22 protein-coding genes are annotated in these 18,968 nt (G+C 53.3%); 16 read left to right on the top strand and 6 right to left on the bottom strand.

Going from position 1 to position 18,968, the window contains the following annotated elements:
• Nucleotides 1–79: 79 nt before the first annotated feature.
• The 4 genes from AArcSt2_RS03345 to AArcSt2_RS03330 are packed head-to-tail and all read left to right on the top strand — an operon-like array spanning nucleotide 80 to nucleotide 4,782.
• Nucleotides 80–910, top strand: a complete 831-nt coding sequence (locus tag AArcSt2_RS03345) for a lycopene cyclase domain-containing protein (protein ID WP_250582894.1) — start codon at nucleotides 80–82, stop codon at nucleotides 908–910.
• On the top strand, nucleotides 907–1,959 hold the full coding sequence (locus tag AArcSt2_RS03340; protein ID WP_250582892.1) for a Brp/Blh family beta-carotene 15,15'-dioxygenase: 1,053 nt from the start codon (nucleotides 907–909) through the stop codon (nucleotides 1,957–1,959). Before AArcSt2_RS03345 ends, AArcSt2_RS03340 begins: the two co-directional genes overlap by 4 nt.
• Nucleotides 1,960–1,986: 27 nt before the next feature.
• Nucleotides 1,987–2,160, top strand: a complete 174-nt coding sequence (locus tag AArcSt2_RS03335) for a hypothetical protein (protein WP_174652517.1) — start codon at nucleotides 1,987–1,989, stop codon at nucleotides 2,158–2,160.
• A 57-nt stretch (nucleotides 2,161–2,217) separates the two neighbouring features.
• Nucleotides 2,218–4,782, top strand: a complete 2,565-nt coding sequence (locus AArcSt2_RS03330; protein WP_250582890.1) for a DEAD/DEAH box helicase — start codon at nucleotides 2,218–2,220, stop codon at nucleotides 4,780–4,782.
• 8 nt (nucleotides 4,783–4,790) lie between these two features.
• On the opposite strand, the gene pyrE is transcribed toward AArcSt2_RS03330, so the two are convergent.
• The gene (gene pyrE, locus AArcSt2_RS03325; protein ID WP_250582888.1) at nucleotides 4,791–5,321 is read right to left on the bottom strand and encodes an orotate phosphoribosyltransferase; all 531 of its coding nucleotides are present in this window, start codon (nucleotides 5,319–5,321) and stop codon (nucleotides 4,791–4,793) included.
• Nucleotides 5,322–5,433: 112 nt separating this feature from the next.
• Between pyrE and AArcSt2_RS03320 the strand changes: the two genes are divergently transcribed.
• Nucleotides 5,434–5,658, top strand: a complete 225-nt coding sequence (locus AArcSt2_RS03320; protein ID WP_174652520.1) for a hypothetical protein — start codon at nucleotides 5,434–5,436, stop codon at nucleotides 5,656–5,658.
• Here AArcSt2_RS03320 and AArcSt2_RS03315 read toward each other — a convergent pair whose 3' ends face one another.
• Nucleotides 5,659–6,654, bottom strand: coding sequence for a methyltransferase domain-containing protein (locus AArcSt2_RS03315; protein WP_250582886.1), 996 nt, complete (start codon nucleotides 6,652–6,654; stop codon nucleotides 5,659–5,661). It lies immediately after the preceding gene.
• A gap of 119 nt (nucleotides 6,655–6,773) precedes the next feature.
• On the opposite strand from AArcSt2_RS03315, the gene AArcSt2_RS03310 reads away from it, so the two are divergent.
• The 3 genes from AArcSt2_RS03310 to AArcSt2_RS03300 are packed head-to-tail and all read left to right on the top strand — an operon-like array spanning nucleotide 6,774 to nucleotide 8,171.
• Nucleotides 6,774–7,145 (top strand): DUF5658 family protein, encoded by a 372-nt coding sequence (locus AArcSt2_RS03310; protein WP_250582884.1) that lies wholly within the window; start codon nucleotides 6,774–6,776, stop codon nucleotides 7,143–7,145.
• A gap of 36 nt (nucleotides 7,146–7,181) precedes the next feature.
• The gene (locus AArcSt2_RS03305; RefSeq protein ID WP_174652523.1) at nucleotides 7,182–7,739 is read left to right on the top strand and encodes a TATA-box-binding protein; all 558 of its coding nucleotides are present in this window, start codon (nucleotides 7,182–7,184) and stop codon (nucleotides 7,737–7,739) included.
• Nucleotides 7,740–7,790: 51 nt separating this feature from the next.
• Nucleotides 7,791–8,171, top strand: coding sequence for a DUF7473 family protein (locus AArcSt2_RS03300; RefSeq protein ID WP_250582882.1), 381 nt, complete (start codon nucleotides 7,791–7,793; stop codon nucleotides 8,169–8,171).
• A 53-nt stretch (nucleotides 8,172–8,224) separates the two neighbouring features.
• Here the strand turns inward: AArcSt2_RS03300 and hisG are convergent, their stop codons facing one another.
• Entirely contained in the window at nucleotides 8,225–9,070 is an 846-nt protein-coding gene (gene hisG, locus AArcSt2_RS03295; RefSeq protein WP_250582880.1) for an ATP phosphoribosyltransferase, read from the bottom strand.
• Nucleotides 9,071–9,166: 96 nt separating this feature from the next.
• On the opposite strand from hisG, the gene AArcSt2_RS03290 reads away from it, so the two are divergent.
• Complete coding sequence (locus tag AArcSt2_RS03290) at nucleotides 9,167–9,886, top strand: M48 family metalloprotease (RefSeq protein ID WP_250582878.1); 720 nt, start codon at nucleotides 9,167–9,169, stop codon at nucleotides 9,884–9,886.
• Between the two features lie 11 nt (nucleotides 9,887–9,897).
• Here the strand turns inward: AArcSt2_RS03290 and AArcSt2_RS03285 are convergent, their stop codons facing one another.
• Nucleotides 9,898–10,515: a hypothetical protein gene (locus tag AArcSt2_RS03285; protein WP_250582876.1), complete on the bottom strand. Its 618-nt coding sequence runs from the start codon at nucleotides 10,513–10,515 to the stop codon at nucleotides 9,898–9,900.
• A 119-nt stretch (nucleotides 10,516–10,634) separates the two neighbouring features.
• Here AArcSt2_RS03285 and AArcSt2_RS03280 point away from each other — a divergent pair, with 119 nt between their 5' ends.
• The 5 genes from AArcSt2_RS03280 to AArcSt2_RS03260 all read left to right on the top strand — a co-directional run bounded on the left by AArcSt2_RS03280 (nucleotide 10,635) and on the right by AArcSt2_RS03260 (nucleotide 16,308).
• Nucleotides 10,635–11,933, top strand: a complete 1,299-nt coding sequence (locus AArcSt2_RS03280) for an amidohydrolase (protein ID WP_250582874.1) — start codon at nucleotides 10,635–10,637, stop codon at nucleotides 11,931–11,933.
• 53 nt (nucleotides 11,934–11,986) lie between these two features.
• A complete protein-coding gene (locus tag AArcSt2_RS03275; RefSeq protein WP_250582872.1) occupies nucleotides 11,987–13,276 on the top strand; it encodes an adenosylhomocysteinase in 1,290 nt (429 codons plus the stop codon).
• An 81-nt stretch (nucleotides 13,277–13,357) separates the two neighbouring features.
• Nucleotides 13,358–15,268, top strand: coding sequence for a response regulator (locus AArcSt2_RS03270; protein WP_250582870.1), 1,911 nt, complete (start codon nucleotides 13,358–13,360; stop codon nucleotides 15,266–15,268).
• Between the two features lie 87 nt (nucleotides 15,269–15,355).
• Nucleotides 15,356–15,835 (top strand): Holliday junction resolvase Hjc, encoded by a 480-nt coding sequence (hjc, locus tag AArcSt2_RS03265; RefSeq protein WP_250582868.1) that lies wholly within the window; start codon nucleotides 15,356–15,358, stop codon nucleotides 15,833–15,835.
• Between the two features lie 56 nt (nucleotides 15,836–15,891).
• Entirely contained in the window at nucleotides 15,892–16,308 is a 417-nt protein-coding gene (locus tag AArcSt2_RS03260) for an Ig-like domain-containing protein (RefSeq protein WP_174652532.1), read from the top strand.
• Here AArcSt2_RS03260 and AArcSt2_RS03255 read toward each other — a convergent pair.
• Complete coding sequence (locus tag AArcSt2_RS03255; protein WP_250582865.1) at nucleotides 16,284–16,949, bottom strand: hypothetical protein; 666 nt, start codon at nucleotides 16,947–16,949, stop codon at nucleotides 16,284–16,286. The genes AArcSt2_RS03260 and AArcSt2_RS03255 overlap by 25 nt on opposite strands.
• A 127-nt stretch (nucleotides 16,950–17,076) precedes the next feature.
• Between AArcSt2_RS03255 and AArcSt2_RS03250 the strand changes: the two genes are divergently transcribed.
• Nucleotides 17,077–17,280: a DUF7472 family protein gene (locus tag AArcSt2_RS03250; RefSeq protein ID WP_174652533.1), complete on the top strand. Its 204-nt coding sequence runs from the start codon at nucleotides 17,077–17,079 to the stop codon at nucleotides 17,278–17,280.
• Nucleotides 17,281–17,313: 33 nt separating this feature from the next.
• Nucleotides 17,314–17,823 (top strand): DedA family protein, encoded by a 510-nt coding sequence (locus tag AArcSt2_RS03245; protein WP_174652534.1) that lies wholly within the window; start codon nucleotides 17,314–17,316, stop codon nucleotides 17,821–17,823.
• 3 nt (nucleotides 17,824–17,826) lie between these two features.
• Here AArcSt2_RS03245 and AArcSt2_RS03240 read toward each other — a convergent pair whose 3' ends face one another.
• Entirely contained in the window at nucleotides 17,827–18,915 is a 1,089-nt protein-coding gene (locus AArcSt2_RS03240; protein ID WP_250582863.1) for a DNA primase large subunit PriL, read from the bottom strand.
• Nucleotides 18,916–18,968 lie beyond the last annotated feature (53 nt).

Raw genomic sequence — 18,968 nt, 5'->3', positions numbered from 1 at the left:
TGACTCCCTACGTAGTATATGGTATCAATGGGTGTTGGGTGCTTAGCACGTTGGCTACAAGTCGGTGTTTGTCCGCAACATGGTTGAGCTAACATACTTGCAGTTCCATGCAGTATTTATTCTCCCCGTTATTGGACTGCTCTTGTTCCTGCTGTACAGAAACGATCGTACAGGAGCAATTCGCGGCGCAATCGGGATTTCCATTTTAGTGACGATCGCATTTATTTATACGACCCCGTGGGGGAGCTATATGATCCAGCGTGGTGTCTGGTGGTACGGTGACGGTGCGGTAGTGGCGACGGTACTCTCAATCCCGCTTGGAGAGTATCTGTTCTTTATTTTTCAAACGGTTATTGTTGGGCTCTATCTCTACCTCCGTGGCTTTGACCCAACGTTCCGCGCCGGGGACTTTGCATGGCGACCGCGACTCCTCGGTGTTGGTGCGGGTTTCATACTGTTTGTCAGTGGGATCTGGCTTGTTTTCCAAGACCCATCGTACCTCTATCTTGGTGGGCTCATTGCCTGGGTCGGCCCCGTCATTATGCTCCAGTGGGCCGTTGGTGGTGGCTACCTGATCCGAACACCGCGAATCTGGCTCGAAGCAGCACTTGTCCCAGCACTCTATCTGTGGGTTACCGATCGGATTGCGATCGAAATTGGGACCTGGGTTATTTCCGAGCAGTACACGACTGGTATCGCTGTTCTCGGTCTCCCGATTGAGGAGATGCTCTTCTTTTTTGTGGCTGGCTTGATGACGGTTAACGGGCTGGTCCTTTTTGAGTGGGTTCTAGACTACTGGGACACATATGGCTGGCCCGCGCCGATCGCGACGATCCTCCCAACGGTTGAGACACCACCCACAGCAACGCAGGCTGCAGATACAGTTGACGAACAGTTGAACAATCAATGAGCCATTCACTACGACTCTCGCTCCCGGTTCAGTCAGCGCTCTCCCAAACAACCGTTCGGTGGCCAATGCTCCTGCTTGGTGGCGTTGTATTGTTCTCACCACTGATTCAGTGGCTACCTGAAACAGTGCTGTACCTCCCGTTTCTCTTGAGTGTGGTTATTTTTGGACTCCCACATGGTGCCGTTGACCACCTTGTTCCAGCACGTCTGATGTCTCTCCCTCGTCGCCGGTCGTTCGCTCTTGTTGGGGCGTTGTACGCCCTCGCGGGCGGAGCGTATCTGCTGTTTTGGCTGCTGTCACCCGCGCTCGCGTTTGTGAGCTTTATTCTGCTCACATGGTACCACTGGGGGCAAGGCGACGTCTACACTCTCTATGCAGTGTCTGGGCTGGATTCGCTTGGAAATCAAGTCGATCGCTGGCTCACAATTCTGCTTCGCGGTGGCTTTCCAATGTTTATTCCACTGCTCTCGCATCCAGGCCAGTATGAGCAGGTTGCAGTGGCGATCGTCTCGCTGTTTGATCCTGCTGCAGTCCCGATGCTCGCGGTCGTGTTTGATCCATCTATCCGTATTGGTGGCGTTATTGCATTCACGGTTCTTACACTTGTGGTCATTGCGCTTGGCTACTATCGTGTGCATACGGGTATCGATCCGCACCGCGGATGGCTGGGAAACTGCGCCGAGATCGGCCTGCTTTGGATCTACTTCTGGGTACTGCCGCCGGTATTTGCGATCGGCGTCTACTTTGCATGCTGGCACAGCATTCGTCATATTGGGCGGCTCGCTGCGATCGATGATCGATCTGTGGCTGCGATCGAACGAGGGTCGATCAAGACTGCACTCCGCCAGTTCGGCTCTGATGCTGCACCACTCACAGCCGCCTCTCTAATCGTCTTTGTTGGGCTGTTCATTGGCCTTTCAGTGGGTATTGACGCCAACTCACTGTTGGCAGTGTATCTTGTTGGCATTGCACTGCTTACACTTCCACACGTTCTCATTGTCACGTGGATGGATCGTACACAGCTCCCAAGTTGGGTCGCCACCGAGTGACAATTGGCAAAACTATTATAATCGATTGTGGGGTTAGCTACAGATGAGATGAGCAAACGCGATCGACAAAAAGTAACTGAGTGGGCACAACTCACCGGCGAGCGCGTCTGTGAATCTGCGCTTCGGCCACGCGAACAGCTGTTTGCTGTGGACTTTGCCAAACACGCTGACGAGGCCTACAATACTCAGGAGCAATCCTAACTTTACTTTCACTGCGCTTGACGAACGCTTAACAGGCCCTGTCTCATACACGAGATAATGGCGGTCACAGACGACGTTGCGTACGTTGAACACCCGCTTCTCAATCCCTCGTTTATTCAGCGACGCCTCTATCAGATCCAACTTGCAGGCGCGGCTCGGACCGATGACACGCTTGTGTGCCTTCCAACTGGGCTTGGAAAAACGACCGTTAGTCTGCTTGTTACTGCAACCCGACTGCACGATATTGGTGGCAAAGCACTCTTTTTAGCACCTACAAAGCCGCTTGTCCAACAGCACGCGGACTTCTATCGGGAAGCGCTCTCGATCCCTGATGAGGAGATTGTTGTCTTTACTGGCAGCGTTCGACCTGACGATAGAGCAGCGGTTTGGGATGATGCAACGATCGTGATTGCAACCCCACAGGTTGTCGAAAACGATCTTGTTGGCAACCGAATTAGCCTCGCGGACGTCACCCACCTCACGTTTGACGAGTGTCACCGCGGCACCGGTGAGTACGCATACGTTTATATTGCAGAGCGGTATCACGCAGATGCTTCGAAACCGCTCGTTACTGGAATGAGTGCGTCACCCGGTGGGAATAAGGAAGATATTCTTACCGTCTGTGAGAACCTTGGCCTCGATCGCGTCGAGGTGATGTCCGAAGAGGACGCGGATGTCTCCGAGTACACCCATGACACAGCGGTTGAATGGAAGCGAATCGACCTTCCAGCAGAACTGCTTGAGATTCGCGACCTACTCAACAAAGTGATTACCGAACGGCTCCAATCGCTCAAAGAGCTTGGCGTCACGAACGCCACGTCACCCGACATCTCTCAAAAACAGCTCAATACGATCGGCGGTAAACTGCGACGACTTATTGACAACGATAAATCAGAAGGCTACCAAGGAATGTCGGTCCATGCGGAGGTGATGAAGCTCAAACGAGCGGTTGAGCTCGTTGAGACCCAAAGTGTCGAATCCGTCCGTCGATACTTCGATCGACAGCGCAACGCCGCTCGGTCATCCGGTGCGTCAAAAGCCAGCCAGCGACTTGTTGCGGATCCAAATGTTCGGCGTGCGATGCGGAAAGCCGAGACCTACGACAAACTCCATCCGAAGTTCTCACAGACACGAATCTTGCTCGCGGAAACGCTTGGAATCAACGGCGGCGATCGAGTCATTGTGTTCACCGAGTCGAGAGATACTGCGGAGGCGCTGACCGAATTCCTCTCGGAGAGCTTTGACGCACAACGATTTGTTGGGCAAGGAAACAAGGAAGGGTCACCGGGAATGACACAAAAACAGCAGCAAGAGACGCTCAACGCGTTCCGAAACGGTGAGTTCACTGTCTTAGTGTCAACATCGGTTGCAGAGGAAGGGCTTGATGTCCCGGAGGTCGATCTCGTGTTGTTTTATGAACCAGTCCCGACTGCGATCCGATCGATTCAGCGAAAAGGCCGAACCGGAAGGCAAGACGAAGGCCGTGTCGTTGTGTTGATGGCAGAGGATACGAGAGATGAGGCGTACTTCTGGATCTCCCGCCGAAAAGAACAGCAGATGGAATCTGAGCTCCGCGAACTCAAACAGCTCGCCACTGATGTTGAAACCGAACTCAGTGCGGGCACACAGTCCGGACTATCATCGTTTGACGCTGATTCAGCTGATGGGGACACCGATCGCACCGACACAACCGAGGGCACTGACACGCCAGCACGATCGGGCTCGACAGAACAGCGTGAGAAACCAGCGCCACAGTCTCGATCACATACAAACGGCCAGCCAGGACTCACCGACTTCGGGATGAAATCGGAATCGGACGATACAGACGAATCAGCGTCAGAATCAGAATCGGAATCGAAACCAAACCCAGACGACACCACTCCCGACGAAGAAACCGAGTCTGGCGGGATTGTTGCGACTGCGGGTACTGCTGACGACGACCAGGTTGAGGTTGTGATCGACCAGCGTGAACTCGACTCCACCATTGCACGCGATCTTTCAACTCGTGAGGGGATCACGACCCGGCTTGAGACGCTTGCTGTCGGCGACTACGTGCTCTCCGATCGGGTTGCTGTCGAACGAAAATCTGTCGACGATTTCCTTGACACGCTGACAGGCACCGATCGGTCGATGTTCGAGCAAGTTGGTGACCTAGCTCGCAACTACTCGCGGCCCGTCGTTATCATTGAAGGGACCGATCTGTATGGAACGCGGAACATCCATCCGAACGCAATTCGTGGTGCGGTCTCCAGTTTAGCGATCGACTACGGAGTGAGCATCCTCCGAACTGAGGACGAACAAGATACAACCGAGATGCTTGCGATGATCGCTCGACGTGAGCAGGAGGTTCGTGAGCGATCTGTTCGTGTCCATGGCGAGAAAACCACAAAAACGCTTGCCGAACAGCAGGAGTATGTTGTCTCTTCGATCGCAGATATTGGCCCGGTCACTGCAGAAGCGCTGCTCAACCACTTCGGAACGGTTGAAGAAGTGATGACTGCCAGAAAAGACGATCTGTTGGAGGTGACTGGCGTTGGGAACGTTACTGCCGATCGGATTCGAGATGTGATCGGCTCATCATATGCTGAACAGTCAGCCACAGACGACACGGAAAATGAATAGCGCTGGGATTACAATTGATCTGCAAGCAGCTCGCTTGCGGTGAGCAGCGATCGAAGCTCAATATCGTGTTCTGCAAGCAGCTCTTTTGCACCCTCTTCTCGGTCGACGACCACGTAAATGACGTCAACGTCTGCACCAGCGTCTCTGAGTGCTTCGACTGCATCGAGTGCGCTCTTTCCTGTCGTTGCAATATCTTCGAGGACAACAACCTCCTCACCCTCATTTAATCGGCCCTCGATACGTTTGGCTGTCCCGTACTCTTTGGCTTTCTTTCGAGCAATAACGTATGGGAGCTGCATCTCAACAGCCGTCACAGCAACGAGTGGCACCGCACCGAGTGCAACGCCTGCAAGCGTTTCGGTGTTATCGTCGATCGCGTCAGCGAACGCTTCTGCAATCAGTTTCAGACAGGTTGGATCTGTCTCAAAAAGGTATTTATCTACGTAGTAGTCGCTTGTCCCGCCGTGAGAGAGTTCGAATTCACCATACTGTACTGCCTTTGCATCTTTGAGCGCCGCAATAAGCTCCGAATCGGCCATTATTCCAGTTGGAGGTTGCCAGTGGCTTAAACAGACGGGATCAACGGTGGCGGTCGGCGGTTTAGACGGACACAAACAATTTACTACCGGATCGTGTAGTAGGAGTCAACCGATGCTCCGATCGGCTCTCCGCAGCCGTCCTCGCTGTCCACGCTGCGATCGACGGTTCTGTTTCAAAATTCGAGACGGGACTGTGCTTGCAAGCGAGACATACGAGTACGACCAATCGACACACGACAGTGTCAGCTCCGACGCTGACGTTTTTGAGACAACAACGTATGATCTCTACCGATGCTACCTCTGTTTTGAGACATTTGATCGTGCTTCAGACTCGTAATTACTCAAGCACATGGACATGCCGATCGAGCGATCGATGCACACGGCGGACAAACCGCTCCGAAACCGTCCAGCCAGCCGCCTCGGCTTCGGTGTCCCATGAGCGATCGGCCACCATGACAGCCCGCGGTGCAACACGGCGCACCTCCGCCAGTGCACCGGAAACCAGCTCGGATAGCTCGTGTCTTGCAATCTTTGATTGGCGACCGTATGGGGAATCAAACACCACCGCGTCGATCGAATCATCCCGGAGTGGAAGCGCCGTTGCATCACCGCGACAGACGGCAAACTCCTGGTCTGCATCTAAATAGGCTTCGAGGTTTGTCGCTGCACCGTGCGCCATCTTCGCTTGTGCATCGATTCCGATCGGTCGCGCTCCCACCAATCCGGCCTCTAAGAGGATCCCTCCAGTCCCACACATTGGATCAAGGACGGTTGTTCCGGGGCCACCCCCAGCGATATTCACAAACGCACGGGCATCGATCGGAGCCATACTCCCGGGTTGGAAAAACGGCCGATCCGTCGGTGCTCGTGTCTGGAAATCCCGAACGCTCTCTACGGCAACCCAGCCGAGCAGACAGACCGATCGAGGCTCCCCATCCACGTCACCCTCCGAAAATAGCACACGCAGCTCGTGATCCGGATTCTCAAGGTCAACGCTAAACCCTTTTTCAACGAGCTTGCCACCAAGTGTTCGTTCAGCCTCGCTTGTGCTTACGCCGGTCGCTCCGCGAACGTCACGTGCTCGTACTGCGATCGATCCTGTGCGATCGAATGAGGCTGCCTCGAGTGCAAGTGCTGCGCCACTAATATCTGCATCCGCCTTTGCAATGAGCTCGATAGCTGAATGCGTGTATGCAAGTCGGCGAACACCATCACGATCGATACCTCGGGCAGTTGCAAGCCCAGGGGCTACGTGCTCAACTGCAGATGATACCGTTTTCGCCTCACAGATGGCAAACGAGTCGGACTCGCCAGCAAGTTCGAGACAGTACACATTCGATCGAATGGGGAGCGATTAAATCAGCATATCGATCGCTGCTGTATCCGATAGAATTGTCTCATTACCTCCACTAAGGAGAAAGTACTGATGTATGGGTGTCTAACATAGGTTGTATGGTCCTTGCCTCCCTCACGCCATCACTCACTTCAGTTGAACTTCAGTGGTGGCTGCTTGCACTCCTGTTCTATGGTGCTGGTGACTACATTACGACCGTTGTTGCGGTGCAGCGAGCCGATATCGTCGAGGCGAATCCTGCAATTCGGTTGCTTCTCTCCGAGCAACCAACCCCGATCGGATTCGCGGTGGTCAAATCAACCGCGCTTGTCATCTGTTTTCTCGGCTTTCTCTCCATCTATGAGAGCGCCATTGCGATCGGGATTCCGGTCATGATTACAATGCTGGGTGTGCTCGTTACAGCGGTCAACCTTCGAACCCTTGCGCGGAGTTCAACACAACTGCATACCAGCCGATCGGCCGATCGATAACTCACTTTTATGATTCTAACAAACTATACATACGTCATGACGGACCCCACGGACTCAATCTCGATTGAGAACGTCGTTGCCTCCACCGCGATTGGACATGAACTTGAGCTCCAACACGTTGCGATGGATCTTGACGGTGCAAACTACGACCCAGAGCAGTTTCCAGGGCTTGTCTACCGGACCCAAGAGCCAAAATCTGCTGCCCTCATCTTTCGATCCGGAAAAATCGTTTGTACCGGTGCAAACTCGATCGATGCTGTCCATGAGAGTTTGGCAATCGTTTTTGATAAACTTCGTGCGCTTGAGCTTCCGATCGACGAGGATCCAGAAATCACGGTGCAAAACATTGTCGCAAGTGCCGACCTTGGTGTGACACTCAATCTAAATGCCATTGCGATCGGACTTGGCTTAGAAAATATTGAGTACGAACCAGAGCAGTTTCCGGGGCTTGTGTATCGGCTTGATGAGCCTGCGGTTGTCGCACTGCTATTTGGGTCCGGGAAACTCGTGATTACTGGCGGAAAACAACCGGAGGATGCTACAAGTGCGGTTTCCGTAATCGGCGAGCGTCTTGACTCGCTCGGACTCTTATGACACAGTACCAGACCGAAACCAATAGTTTGTGCAATTACCTATAGAATCGTAATGGCACTCTCTTCGCCGATCGTCCTTCAGGCCGCATCTACGCTTGCAATTATCGGGACTGTTGGACTGTTTGCCGTGTTTCTCTCCACTACGGCCCATATTGCCGCTCGAAACGTGCTTGGTGATGTTTCAGTTATCAAAGCGTTCGGCGTTGGCCCAATTCCGGCTGTTATTTCCGTTGTCGCACAGGCACTTGGAGTTCCAGCAGTTGTGTCGCTCCCGCTTGCGATCGTTGCGGATGGGGCTGCAATCAACTACTTTTACGGCGAGTCACGACGGATTACGGCATACATTACAGTAATCCATATCGTCGTCACAATCATCATTGGGACCGTTCTCTTTGGAATTCTTACGATCGCAATGACTGCCCCTGGTGGATAGCACAGAACATAACTCCAACAAGTAGGATATTCATATACCGCGCTGAAATGAGGTTATTCGACGAGTCGTTCGATCTCGGTGACTAAAATTCCGGTTGCACCAACACGTTTGAGATCGGTGATGACCTCAAACACTTCACGCTCGTTGACGACAACATGCACTGCGACGTCGTCCGTTCCTGCAATATCCATCACTGTCGGGCCACCAAGCCCCGGAATGACCTCTCGAACCGCATCTAGGTCCTCGCGTGCAACATTCATCATCAGGTAGCGTTTGCCGTTCGCGGCAAGCACCGAATCGAGCGCTGTTTGGATTTGTTGGACTTTTGGGTCATCGACGACATCCGATCGGGCAAACAGCCGGACTGAGCTTTCGAGCACGTCATCAATAATGGCCAATCGGTTGACTGCAAGCGTCGTTCCGGTAGAGGTAATATCGATAATCGCATCGGCCATCTCAACGTGTGGTGTCAGCTCTGTTGCACCGGTTACTTCGACAATATCGGGATCGATCGACAACGAAGCGAAATACGATCGTGCAATCTCCGGGAACTCGGTTGCGACTGTCTTGCCAGCGAGGTCCGCTGGCGCTGTAATGTCGCCATCCTCCGGCGCAGCAAGGACAAGCCGACAGCGACCAAACTCCAAATCAAGCAGTTCGGTGAGTTCTCGGCGGGACTCTCTGACCTGATCGAGACCGGTAATGCCGATCTCTGCAGCGCCATCATGGACGTATTCCGGAATGTCCGCTGCACGGGCAAACAGGACAGTTACGTCCGGATCGACCGTTTCAGCGTAGAGTTTCCGATCGGCACCGTTTTGGATATGTAACCCTGCTCGCTCAAGCAGTTTGAGCGTTGGTTCGTGGAGACGGCCTTTGTTAGGCACGGCAATGCGCATACTCAATGGGTTGTCACGGGTCTTCAACTGTCTTTCCCTCCGTAGCCTCCATCTCCTGAACGAAATCCTTTCACCAGTTCGCCAGAATCCACCAGTATGCACTCGATCGCAATGCGTTTGCCTCCAGATACTGCGGTGGTTTTTGGGACGACGCCACTACAGGTCCAAGTCGACCCACTCATTTTTGTGAGCGTTTCTGTTGTGCTCTTTTTTGTTGCTGCGCTGTTTGGCCCGCTGCTGTTGCTTCGCTTCCGTGATGCCCGTCTCCCAACTGATCCTGAGCGGGGTATCATCGACGATTTGCTTACTGTCTCCGAGTTTACACCTGCAGCGTATCGTGTCGTTGAGACGATCGGTGAGCACTCAATCACGCTTTCAATCCGCGGACCACCTGGGCGCCGATATCTTATCGTCTCCGATTATGTTATCCAAGAGCTTGATTCCGATACTGCAGCCGCGCTCCTGGCTGCTGAAGCGGAACGTGCGCGGCTCTTTTATTTGGAGTACCGAATCGTTGCTGCCGGCTCCGTGCTCGGCATTGCGACCGCAATGTTCGCTGGCTGGTTGAGCTTTAGCGATGGGCTGTTTATCCTTGCAGTTGCTGCGCTTGCGCTGTTTTGGATCGGTCGGCAGTTTCAGTTCCGCGCCGATCGAAATGCGGCAGACAAAGTCGGCCCGAACGAACTCGCAGATGCATTTGAGCAGGTTGCAGACCTACGGGGTGTTACGCCAGAACAGGCAAGTTGGACGACGTGGGTTGAGATTCAGCCACCGCTCGGGCAACGGATAACGCGGCTCCGTAACCACGCAAAGTAGCGTTTTTTATGCTAGTCCGGCCGAGCATACAAGCTTGCAGTCCCGATGCATAGAATCCCGAAGACGAACGAGAGGAGTGCGATCGTTGAGGAGATCGATACCAGAAGGGAGACAGGCCCAAACGCAACCGCTGCAAAGCCAGGAAGCATAATCGCCAGAAAGATCGCACAGATACCGATCATTGCGAGATCGATCGGCCGTTCAACAATCGACAGTGAGCCAAACAGCGGGACGAGCCACGCGGCCCCAAGCGGCTGTGTTCGCTCGTAATCGGTATCCTGTGGAGGAATGAGCGTCCATGACTCGCTGTGTTCTCGTGCCAACACTCGTTCGCCAACAATATAATCGATCGAGGCTGCACTGTAGCCCAGCGATCGAACCAACCGAATAAATGAATTCTCATCAAACGTTTTCGGTGTCGGCCAGGGATACGTTGTCTCAGTACGTTCGCCTGTAGGAAGCGCAAACGAAACAATGACCTCCTCACCGTCTCGCTGCCAGCCGGTGATTTCAGCTGTTACCCAGCCACCTTTGTGGGTGTGCTCCTCAAGCAGATACAACTCTGTGGTGTCATCGATCGTCTCCGGCTCTCGACTTGCAAATGCTCCATGCCGATCGCTCGAAGTCATCAACAAACCATTCGAGGTCAATACGCTTGAGTATGCGGATGTTTCACATAGCCTGAGTATCCGCGACGGTGATCACAGAAAGTCGGTGCATTGAGAACGGCTGCAAAACAATGGCGTGTATGGATACGTACTGTCTCAGCGGTGGGTTGGTTCTCACACCGGAGTTGGACGTTATTTCGGCGAATGTTGTAGTCGATCGGGATTCAGGAACCATTGAATCAATCTCACCAGATGCGAGCGCGCCTGAGATGATTGATATTTCAGGTTGTCTCGTTACCCCCGGGCTTGTGAATGGGCACTGTCATGGGGCGATGACACTGCTTCGTGGCTATGCCGATGATAAACCGCTCGATGCATGGCTCAGAGAGGATATTTGGCCCGTTGAGGCCGAGCTCACGCCCGAAGACATCCGTGTTGGAACCGAACTGGCAGCGGTTGAGATGATCCGATCGGGTGTCACTGCGTTTGCAGATATGTACTTTGCCGTGGATGAGGTCGCCTCAGTGGTTGATACAGCAGGGCTTCGTGCTCGGCTCGGCCACGGTGTTGTGACGGTTGCAAAAAATGAGGCGGATGCGTGGGACGATCTCGAAGAGAGTTTTGACGTTGCAGCCTCGCTTTCCGGTCGTGCAGACGGCCGTATCCAAACCGCAGTCATGCCACACAGTTTGACCACTGTTGGCGAAGCGTACCTACAAGCAGTCGCTGACTGGCTCTCGGAGGCGGATGCAGAGATCGGCCTTCACCTGCATGCAAACGAGACTACCGATGAGGTTGCGCCGATCGTCACAGAGCGAAATATGCGGCCGATCGAATACGCATCCGAGCTTGGACTCCTCGGTGAGAACACGTTCCTCGCACATGGTGTTCACCTGGATGCAACCGAAATCGAACTCCTTGCAGAGACAGACACACGCGTTGTTCATTGTCCAGCCTCGAATATGAAGCTCGCAAGCGGAATTGCTCCAATTCAGGAGCTCATTGACGCTGGTATAACGGTTGGTCTTGGCACGGACGGTGCGGCCTCGAATAACGATCTGGATGTTTTCGATGAGATGCGTGATGCAGCAATGATCGGCAAGCTTGCCACTGGGAACGCTGAGGCGGTTGCCGCAGCGTCCGCAGTTCAGATGGCAACCTCGTGGGGCGCAGAGGCGATCGGACTTCCCGGTGGACAGCTCAGAGAGGGCGGTGTTGCTGACCTTGCCGTGATCGATTTCGACGCTCCACATCTCACACCGGCACACGACTATGTAAGCCATCTTGCGTATGCCGCTCGTGGTTCGGATGTTCGTCACACAATCTGTGATGGGCAGTTCCTCATGCAGGATGGGGCGCTCCAGACGCTTGCTGAAGCGTCAATTCTGGACGAGGCCGCTGACGCAGCAGTGTCGCTTGTCGATCGGGCAACCAACTGAAAACAATATCCTGCTTCGGTAGCGTTTTGGGTTCACTACCCAAAGATGTAGCTATGAGTGAAACCGCGTACCCACCTGTCTCAAAACATCTCGACGATGTCGAGGCTGCACAGACAGAGGGCCGACGGAAAATGGATTGGGCGCTTCAGCATATGCCGATTTTGCAGGCGCTTCGATCGGAGTTTGAAGCCGAACAGCCGCTTGCAGGCGAGCGCGTCGGCATGGCAATGCACGTCGAAGCAAAGACGGCAAACCTTGTCGAGCTGCTTGCACTGGGTGGGGCAGAGGTCGCAATCACCGGCTGCAATCCGCTTTCAACACACGACGATGTAAGTGCTGCATTGGATGCACACGAAAACATCACCTCTTACGCTGTCCGTGGTGTCGATGATGAGGGATACTACGACGCGATCGACTCGGTTATCGACCACAACCCGACGATCACCGTCGATGATGGCTGTGATATGATCTTCCGTATCCACGAGGAGTACCCCGAACTTATTGAAACGATCATTGGTGGCTGTGAGGAGACGACAACTGGTGTTCACCGCATCCGTGCGATGGAGCGCGACGGCGCACTCAAATACCCGGTGTTCGCTGTCAATGACACCCCGATGAAGACGCTGTTCGACAACGTTCACGGCACTGGTGAGTCCTCGCTTGCAACGATCGCAATGACGACGAACCTCTCATATGCGGGCAAAAATGTCGTTGTTGCAGGCTTTGGCTACTGTGGGAAAGGTGTCGCAAAGAAGGCTGCCGGCCAGAACGCCAACGTGATCGTCACTGAGGTTGACCCACGGAAGGCGCTTGAGGCACACATGGAAGGATACAACGTGTTGCCGATGAGCGAGGCTGCTGGCAAAGCGGACCTAATCATCACAACGACCGGTAACCGAGACGTTGTTGTTGAGGAGCACTTCACCGAAATGAAAGATGGCGTCCTCCTCGCCAACGCAGGCCACTTCGACATTGAGCTTGATCTTGAAGCACTGAGCGAGCTTGCGGTCGATGCGTATGAAGCACGAGACGGCGTTGATGCGTACGAACTTGAAGATGGCCGTCGGCTCAACGTCCTTGCAAAGGGTCGACTTGTGAATCTTGCCAGTCCGATCGCACTTGGGCATCCGGTTGAAGTGATGGATCAATCGTTTGGTGTCCAAGCAGTGTGTGTCCGTGAACTCGTCGAAAATACGGCTGCATACGATGCCGGTGTGCACGACGTTCCTGATGACCTTGACAAAGAGATCGCATCGATTAAACTCGACGCAGAGGGTGTGTCTCATGATTCACTCTCGGATGAGCAAATCGACTATCTCGGCAGTTGGGATCACGGAACATAACGCGGCAGCACACCACAGATGGTTTTCAAATCTATTTAACGTAACAAATACTTATTAGTTCACAGCCTACTCTTTTCACGAATGACCGACGACGAAATGACGATCCATGTTCTCCACGTCGATGATGAGCCGATGGTGTCGGAGATCGTCGAGTCAATGCTTACTCGATACAGCGATCGATTCATCATGACGAGTGCAACAACTGCAGCCGAAGGGTTGTCGGTGCTTTCGGATCCAACTGTGTCGATCGATTGTATTGTCTCAGATTACGAAATGGACGGGATGAGTGGATTAGAACTGTTGCACGTCCTCCGAAGCGGTGGTGATGAAACACCGTTTATTCTGTTTACCGGCCATGGCTCAGAGGAGACTGCGAGTGACGCGATCGCAGCTGGTGTTACAGACTATCTGCAAAAACAAACTGGTACTGACCACTATACTGTCCTTGCAAACCGGATTATCAACGCAGTTGAGCAGTACCGAACTCAGTCTCGACTCAAACAGAACCAACAGGAATCGAAAGCCATTCTGGATCTTGCCCCGATGATGGTTTTTGTCGGTCAGGACGGCCGATTTGTATATGTAAATGACGCAGCTGTTGAACTGACTGCTGCTGAATCACAAGAGTCGCTCCTTGGAACCGCGATTGTCGAATGGTTCCACCCGTCTGATCGAGAGACCATTCAATCAAACATTAATCCAGTTGAAACTGGTGAGAGACAGGTCCGCCGAAGCAAGCGGACACTTATCACTGCCGATGACACTGAAGTCCCTGTTGCGGTCACATCGCGAGGAATCACATATGGTGGCCACCCATCAGCACTTGCGATTGTTCAAGACCGGCGTGCTGAACACGAAAAGCAAGCGCAACTTAAACGTCATCGAGAGAAGTTAAGTGCACTGCACACCGCTGCAGAGCAGTTTATGACCGCAACGAATCCACAGATGGTATATGACCGGGCAATCGAAGCTGCAGAGCGTATCCTTGCATTCGATATCTGCACGATCAATATTGCAGAGGGTGAGTACCTTCCACGGAAAGCAACATCAACCGGTATTCCATTGGTTCGCAACGAGCCAAAGACCGTTACCGATGGGATTGCAGGCAAAACATATCAAACTGGTGAGTCGTTTCTGATCGCGGACCTTTCCGAGGAGCCAGATGCCCAGCCAACTGACAATTTCCAATCAGCTCTTAGTGTCCCTATTGGGGGACGAGGTGTATTTCAGGCTGCGCGACGAGGCCCAGAGCGGTTTTCTGATGCGGATCTCGAACTCGCTGAGCTGTTAGCAATGCATGTGCAGATCGCTGTTGATCGAGTTGAGCATGAAACAACGCTTCATGAGCAAAATGAACAGCTCCAGCAGTTTGCAACCGCAATTTCGCACGATATGCGTAATCCACTATCAATTATTCAAGGTGCTGTCAACACTGCAACAAAAACTGACGACAGTTCATCACTGGCCGCCGCAGGCCGGGCCGCCGATCGGATGGACTCGCTCATCGATGACATTTTATTCCTCACTCGTCGCGGTGAGTGGGTCACACGTCGTTCACCGGTTTCTCTGCAATCTATTCTCACCGCTGCCTGGGGGCAGACTGGTGCACAGAGCTCAGCAACGGTTACTTTCGACCTCCCGCCTGAGATGACCATCTCTGCTGATGCGCCTCGACTCCAACAACTCTTTGAGAACCTCTTTGCAAACAGCCTTGAGCACGTTGGAACCAACTGTTCGATTACGGTCTCAGTGACAGAGACGACGATCAGCGTTACAGATGACGGCGATGGATTTCCGGAGGAAAACGTGTTTGATCTTGGCTACTCCGGTTCCGAAACTGGGTCAGGACTTGGGCTCTCTATCGTTCACTCGATCGCAACCGGCCATGGATGGGATGTCTCGATTGACCACTCCACAGCAGGTGGAACGGTTGTTATTACGGATATCGACTCGCTCTCGGTCCCAAATGCGCCACGAGATCGCCCATCCTGATGACTCTCATGATAGCCGACCTTTTATTGGCTGCGGCGATAGGCGAGGTATGCACGCACAAACTCGGGTTCAGGAGGTGTCCTAACGGTGGCGAACTCGAAAGGCGATCGACGTGAACGAGAGCTCGTAAACCGGCTTGATGAGCGTGGCTTTGCAGTCATGCGGGCACCCGCAAGCGGTGGGGCAACGCAACGAGAGCTGCCAGATGTGTTAGCGGGCGATGGGTCGACGTTTTATGCGATCGAAGCAAAAGCAAGCAGTGGTCGACCGATCTATCTCTCCGGTGAAGAGATTGAAGCACTCATCTATTTTGCGCAAAACTTCGGTGCGAAGCCGTTGGTTGCAGCGAGATTTGACCGTGAGCAGTGGTACTGCTTCCACCCTGCGGACCTCTATCAAACTGCCGGTGGTAACTATCGAGTTAAAAAAGAAACTGCGATCGAATCGGGGACGCCTCTTGCTGAACTCTCAACAGCGTCAACCGATACCGACCACTCTGTCAGAGATGTCCTTGTTGCTGTCGAACAGGGGCTGCTCACCGTTGATGAAGCGACAGAGATGCTTTGATCTCCTCAGAAATCGTGAAAAAACGGTTTGTGGGTAGCGCTCGGCTGTTGTGGTATATGGTTTCGATTTGGTCACGGCGGACTGTACTTGCTCTCTGCGGTGGATTCGTTGGTATTGGTGGGTGCCTTCGGCAACAGACCGCGCTCTCAAGACCGATCGACATACATGTGTTCAACCACGCTGATGAAGAGCGGCGTATCGAAGTCGAAATTAGCACCGTCGATGCGACCATTCGGTATGCTGAGCGGCTTACACTGACACCGGGAGAGACCTACATTGAAGCTGACATTCTCTCACAACAGGACCGATATACAATTACGGTACGTGGGCCTGATACTGATGACACCGTTTTTCGGTGGGAAGCTGCAAATGAAACGTTTTGCGATCGAATCGAAGTTCATGCGGATGGGAGCGATCGACTCGCTGTGACTGTGCCTCGATGTTTCGATCACGAAGAGCGCGACGATTCGTAACCCACGCCCGGATACCGCATTGCTCGGCGCGCGTCACTAAAACGCTGGATGCGTGACGCCGGAAACCCATATCGTGGTGCATCCTCAATTGACTGGTTCGGCCCAACTGATCGCGCATAGGTCGCAAGAATAACCGGCTCGTGATCTCCGTAGGCTGCATTTGATGGGTAGGCGGCGATCGGTGTCCCATCCGCTGTTTGGTACACATCTGCCCGAAACGGTGTTATTGCGATGACAATTAACGTGGCGTTGGTCTCTCGATCGCGAACAAACTCACCGCTGTCAGGGTGGTGGTCTTTACAAAGGCCCGGCTGGCTGTTGTCCTCGATCGGTGCTGCACAGACAGCACAAAATCGATCGGCTGTTTGCAGGGTCCCATACACAAGCTCCCATTGCACGCGATGTTGGTGTTTGCATTTTGTCGATCGAATTGCTGCATCTGCACACGTACAGGTTTCAGCATCTGGATCAACGACGTACGTTCCGCCAGTCGTCTCAACAATGAACCGGTCCTCACCAAACCGGCGGATCTGCATTGGCTCTCGCAATGCTTTCTGCATTCGGCTTGGGAGCGCATTTTCGGGCACTTCATGCCGCAACTCCCACACCGTCTCGAGCCCACGTGTTGCTGCTGTATTCATGTTTGTACCTATGTTCCCTGACTGTATGAGGTCATCTCTCCCGCCCAGTATCTGTTATCAATACGGTCGCTAATTGGCACTCCCGCGTTTCGAAGTTCTTTTGACCTGCGCGAACGGACGGCTGAGCATGGAATTCGATGCGGAGCTCCTCCGACAGATCGGTGTTTCTATGGGTGCGGCTGGTATCTTTTTGGCTGCACTGTTGGCGATCGGTGCGGCGGAGAACGGCGCTGATGGACTCTCTGCAGACGGCGCACTCGCAATGGTTGGGGCGCTTGTTGGCTTTGTCCTTTTGATGGCAATTCTCGGCGCCTACCTCTCACGAAAGTAACGTTATTGGACCGAGCACGACGAGGCTCGTTGTATGTTTGACCCACTCATTGATGGCGCGTTCTCACTGCTCCTTGCTGTTGGACTTCCGGCGCTCTTTCTCCTGTTCGTTTGTAAAGGAGCGATCATCGGCAAACCGCTCCCAACAAGTGTCTTTTTACCAGGATACATACTCGCGGTCTCGACTGACCGGAGACATATCGTTGTGAGCATTACTGTTGCATCTGTCGGCTACGTCTGTGGGCAACTCGTTATTTATCTGCTTTCCCGGCAGCGTGGCTTTGAGGCAATCGACGCACTTCCATACAGTAATCCAACAGAAAAGCAACTTGCACAGGCGGACTACTGGTTTGAGACCTATAGCGGTGCTGGAATCTTCATTACGAACCTCGTTCCATATCTTGGGAGCTTTATTTGTATCCCTGCTGGTATGGCCTCATACCCAATTGGCAGGCTTCTCTTTTGGGCGCTCACCTCAACCGTCCTCAACTACGTCATCATCGTCGGTCTGACGGTTGGCTCATATACACTTGTCTTCGCCTAGCGCCTATGATCGTGTCTCCCGCCAATCAGTCACATCGTCGCGCCGTTGCTCAACCTGTTTTTTGTAATAGGTGAGTGGATCACCGGCCTGTTTCCAATGTTCGTCTTCGTTGTGGCAGATCCCATATGTATTGAGCGTTTCACACGATGGCGGTGGGTACTGTGTGCCTCGGTCATCTTTGAGATACTCGATCTGATATCTGATGCCTTCCGGATCAAGTGAAGATGCGTCACAGAACGCAACAATCTCATCGGCATCCATTCCAATCCCTGTTAGAAATGCCATGAGTGTAAAGCTTTCAACCGGGATAAGCTGTGTCTCATTCTCCGCTTTCTGTAACAGATTTTCGATACACGGTGGAAAGAGCTCTCGGGCGACGAAATCGATTGCCCCAACTGTACTGCGCTGTGAGAGCAACCGGTTGAGATCTGCTAACTCCGCTTCGAGTGCGTCGCTAATCGGATTATTTTCCAGCCCTTCGAATGGCAGCCCTGCTTGTACTTGATTTGTTACGGCTTTTTGAAGCAGTTTCTGTAACTCGTGCCGTTCAACTCTGACCTGCCCGTCTACGAGCTCACGATTGACAAGTTTCCATTTCTCTCTCCATGTGCTAGAAGACAGCTCAAGATATGGACCAACATCAATTCGGAACCAGGCTGGCTCTCGCGGTCCAGTTGTTGGTTCAGGGACAATGACTGCAGAGAGGCCCAACTCACGAAGCAGCCTCTTACGATCGAGACGGACTGTGCTCGTACTCCGGAGTTCATCATCATCGGCTTCGATATCGGTCTGAAGCCGATCGATTGCCGTTTTTGCTTCCGCTTGTGCATATTTTTCAATCGCTGGGGCTGAATTAAGGAGCGACACAAGGATTCGTGCGACCGGATATGAAAGCAGCTCTTGTGTCTCTGTCCATGCGTCGGGCGTTTCAGATCGTGCGGTTCCTTCAAGCAGCGATCGCCTCACACGCTCGTGTGCTCTCTCAACTGCGGGATCCTCAGCTGCAATCAGTTCAGAGAGGTCTACGTCTGCGTCCCGGACAGCATCACGGGCCGCCTCAAAGAACGGGTAGCGGGCGTGAAGCGAGTTCATCAGTTTCAGTTTTGAGGCGAGTTGAATAAGCACGACGGTCCGTCTTCGTGCAA

The organism is Natronocalculus amylovorans (assembly GCF_023638035.1).
In the GTDB taxonomy this organism is placed as follows: Archaea; Halobacteriota; Halobacteria; order Halobacteriales; family Haloferacaceae; genus Natronocalculus; species Natronocalculus amylovorans.
This window is presented reverse-complemented; position numbering and strand designations above follow the sequence as displayed.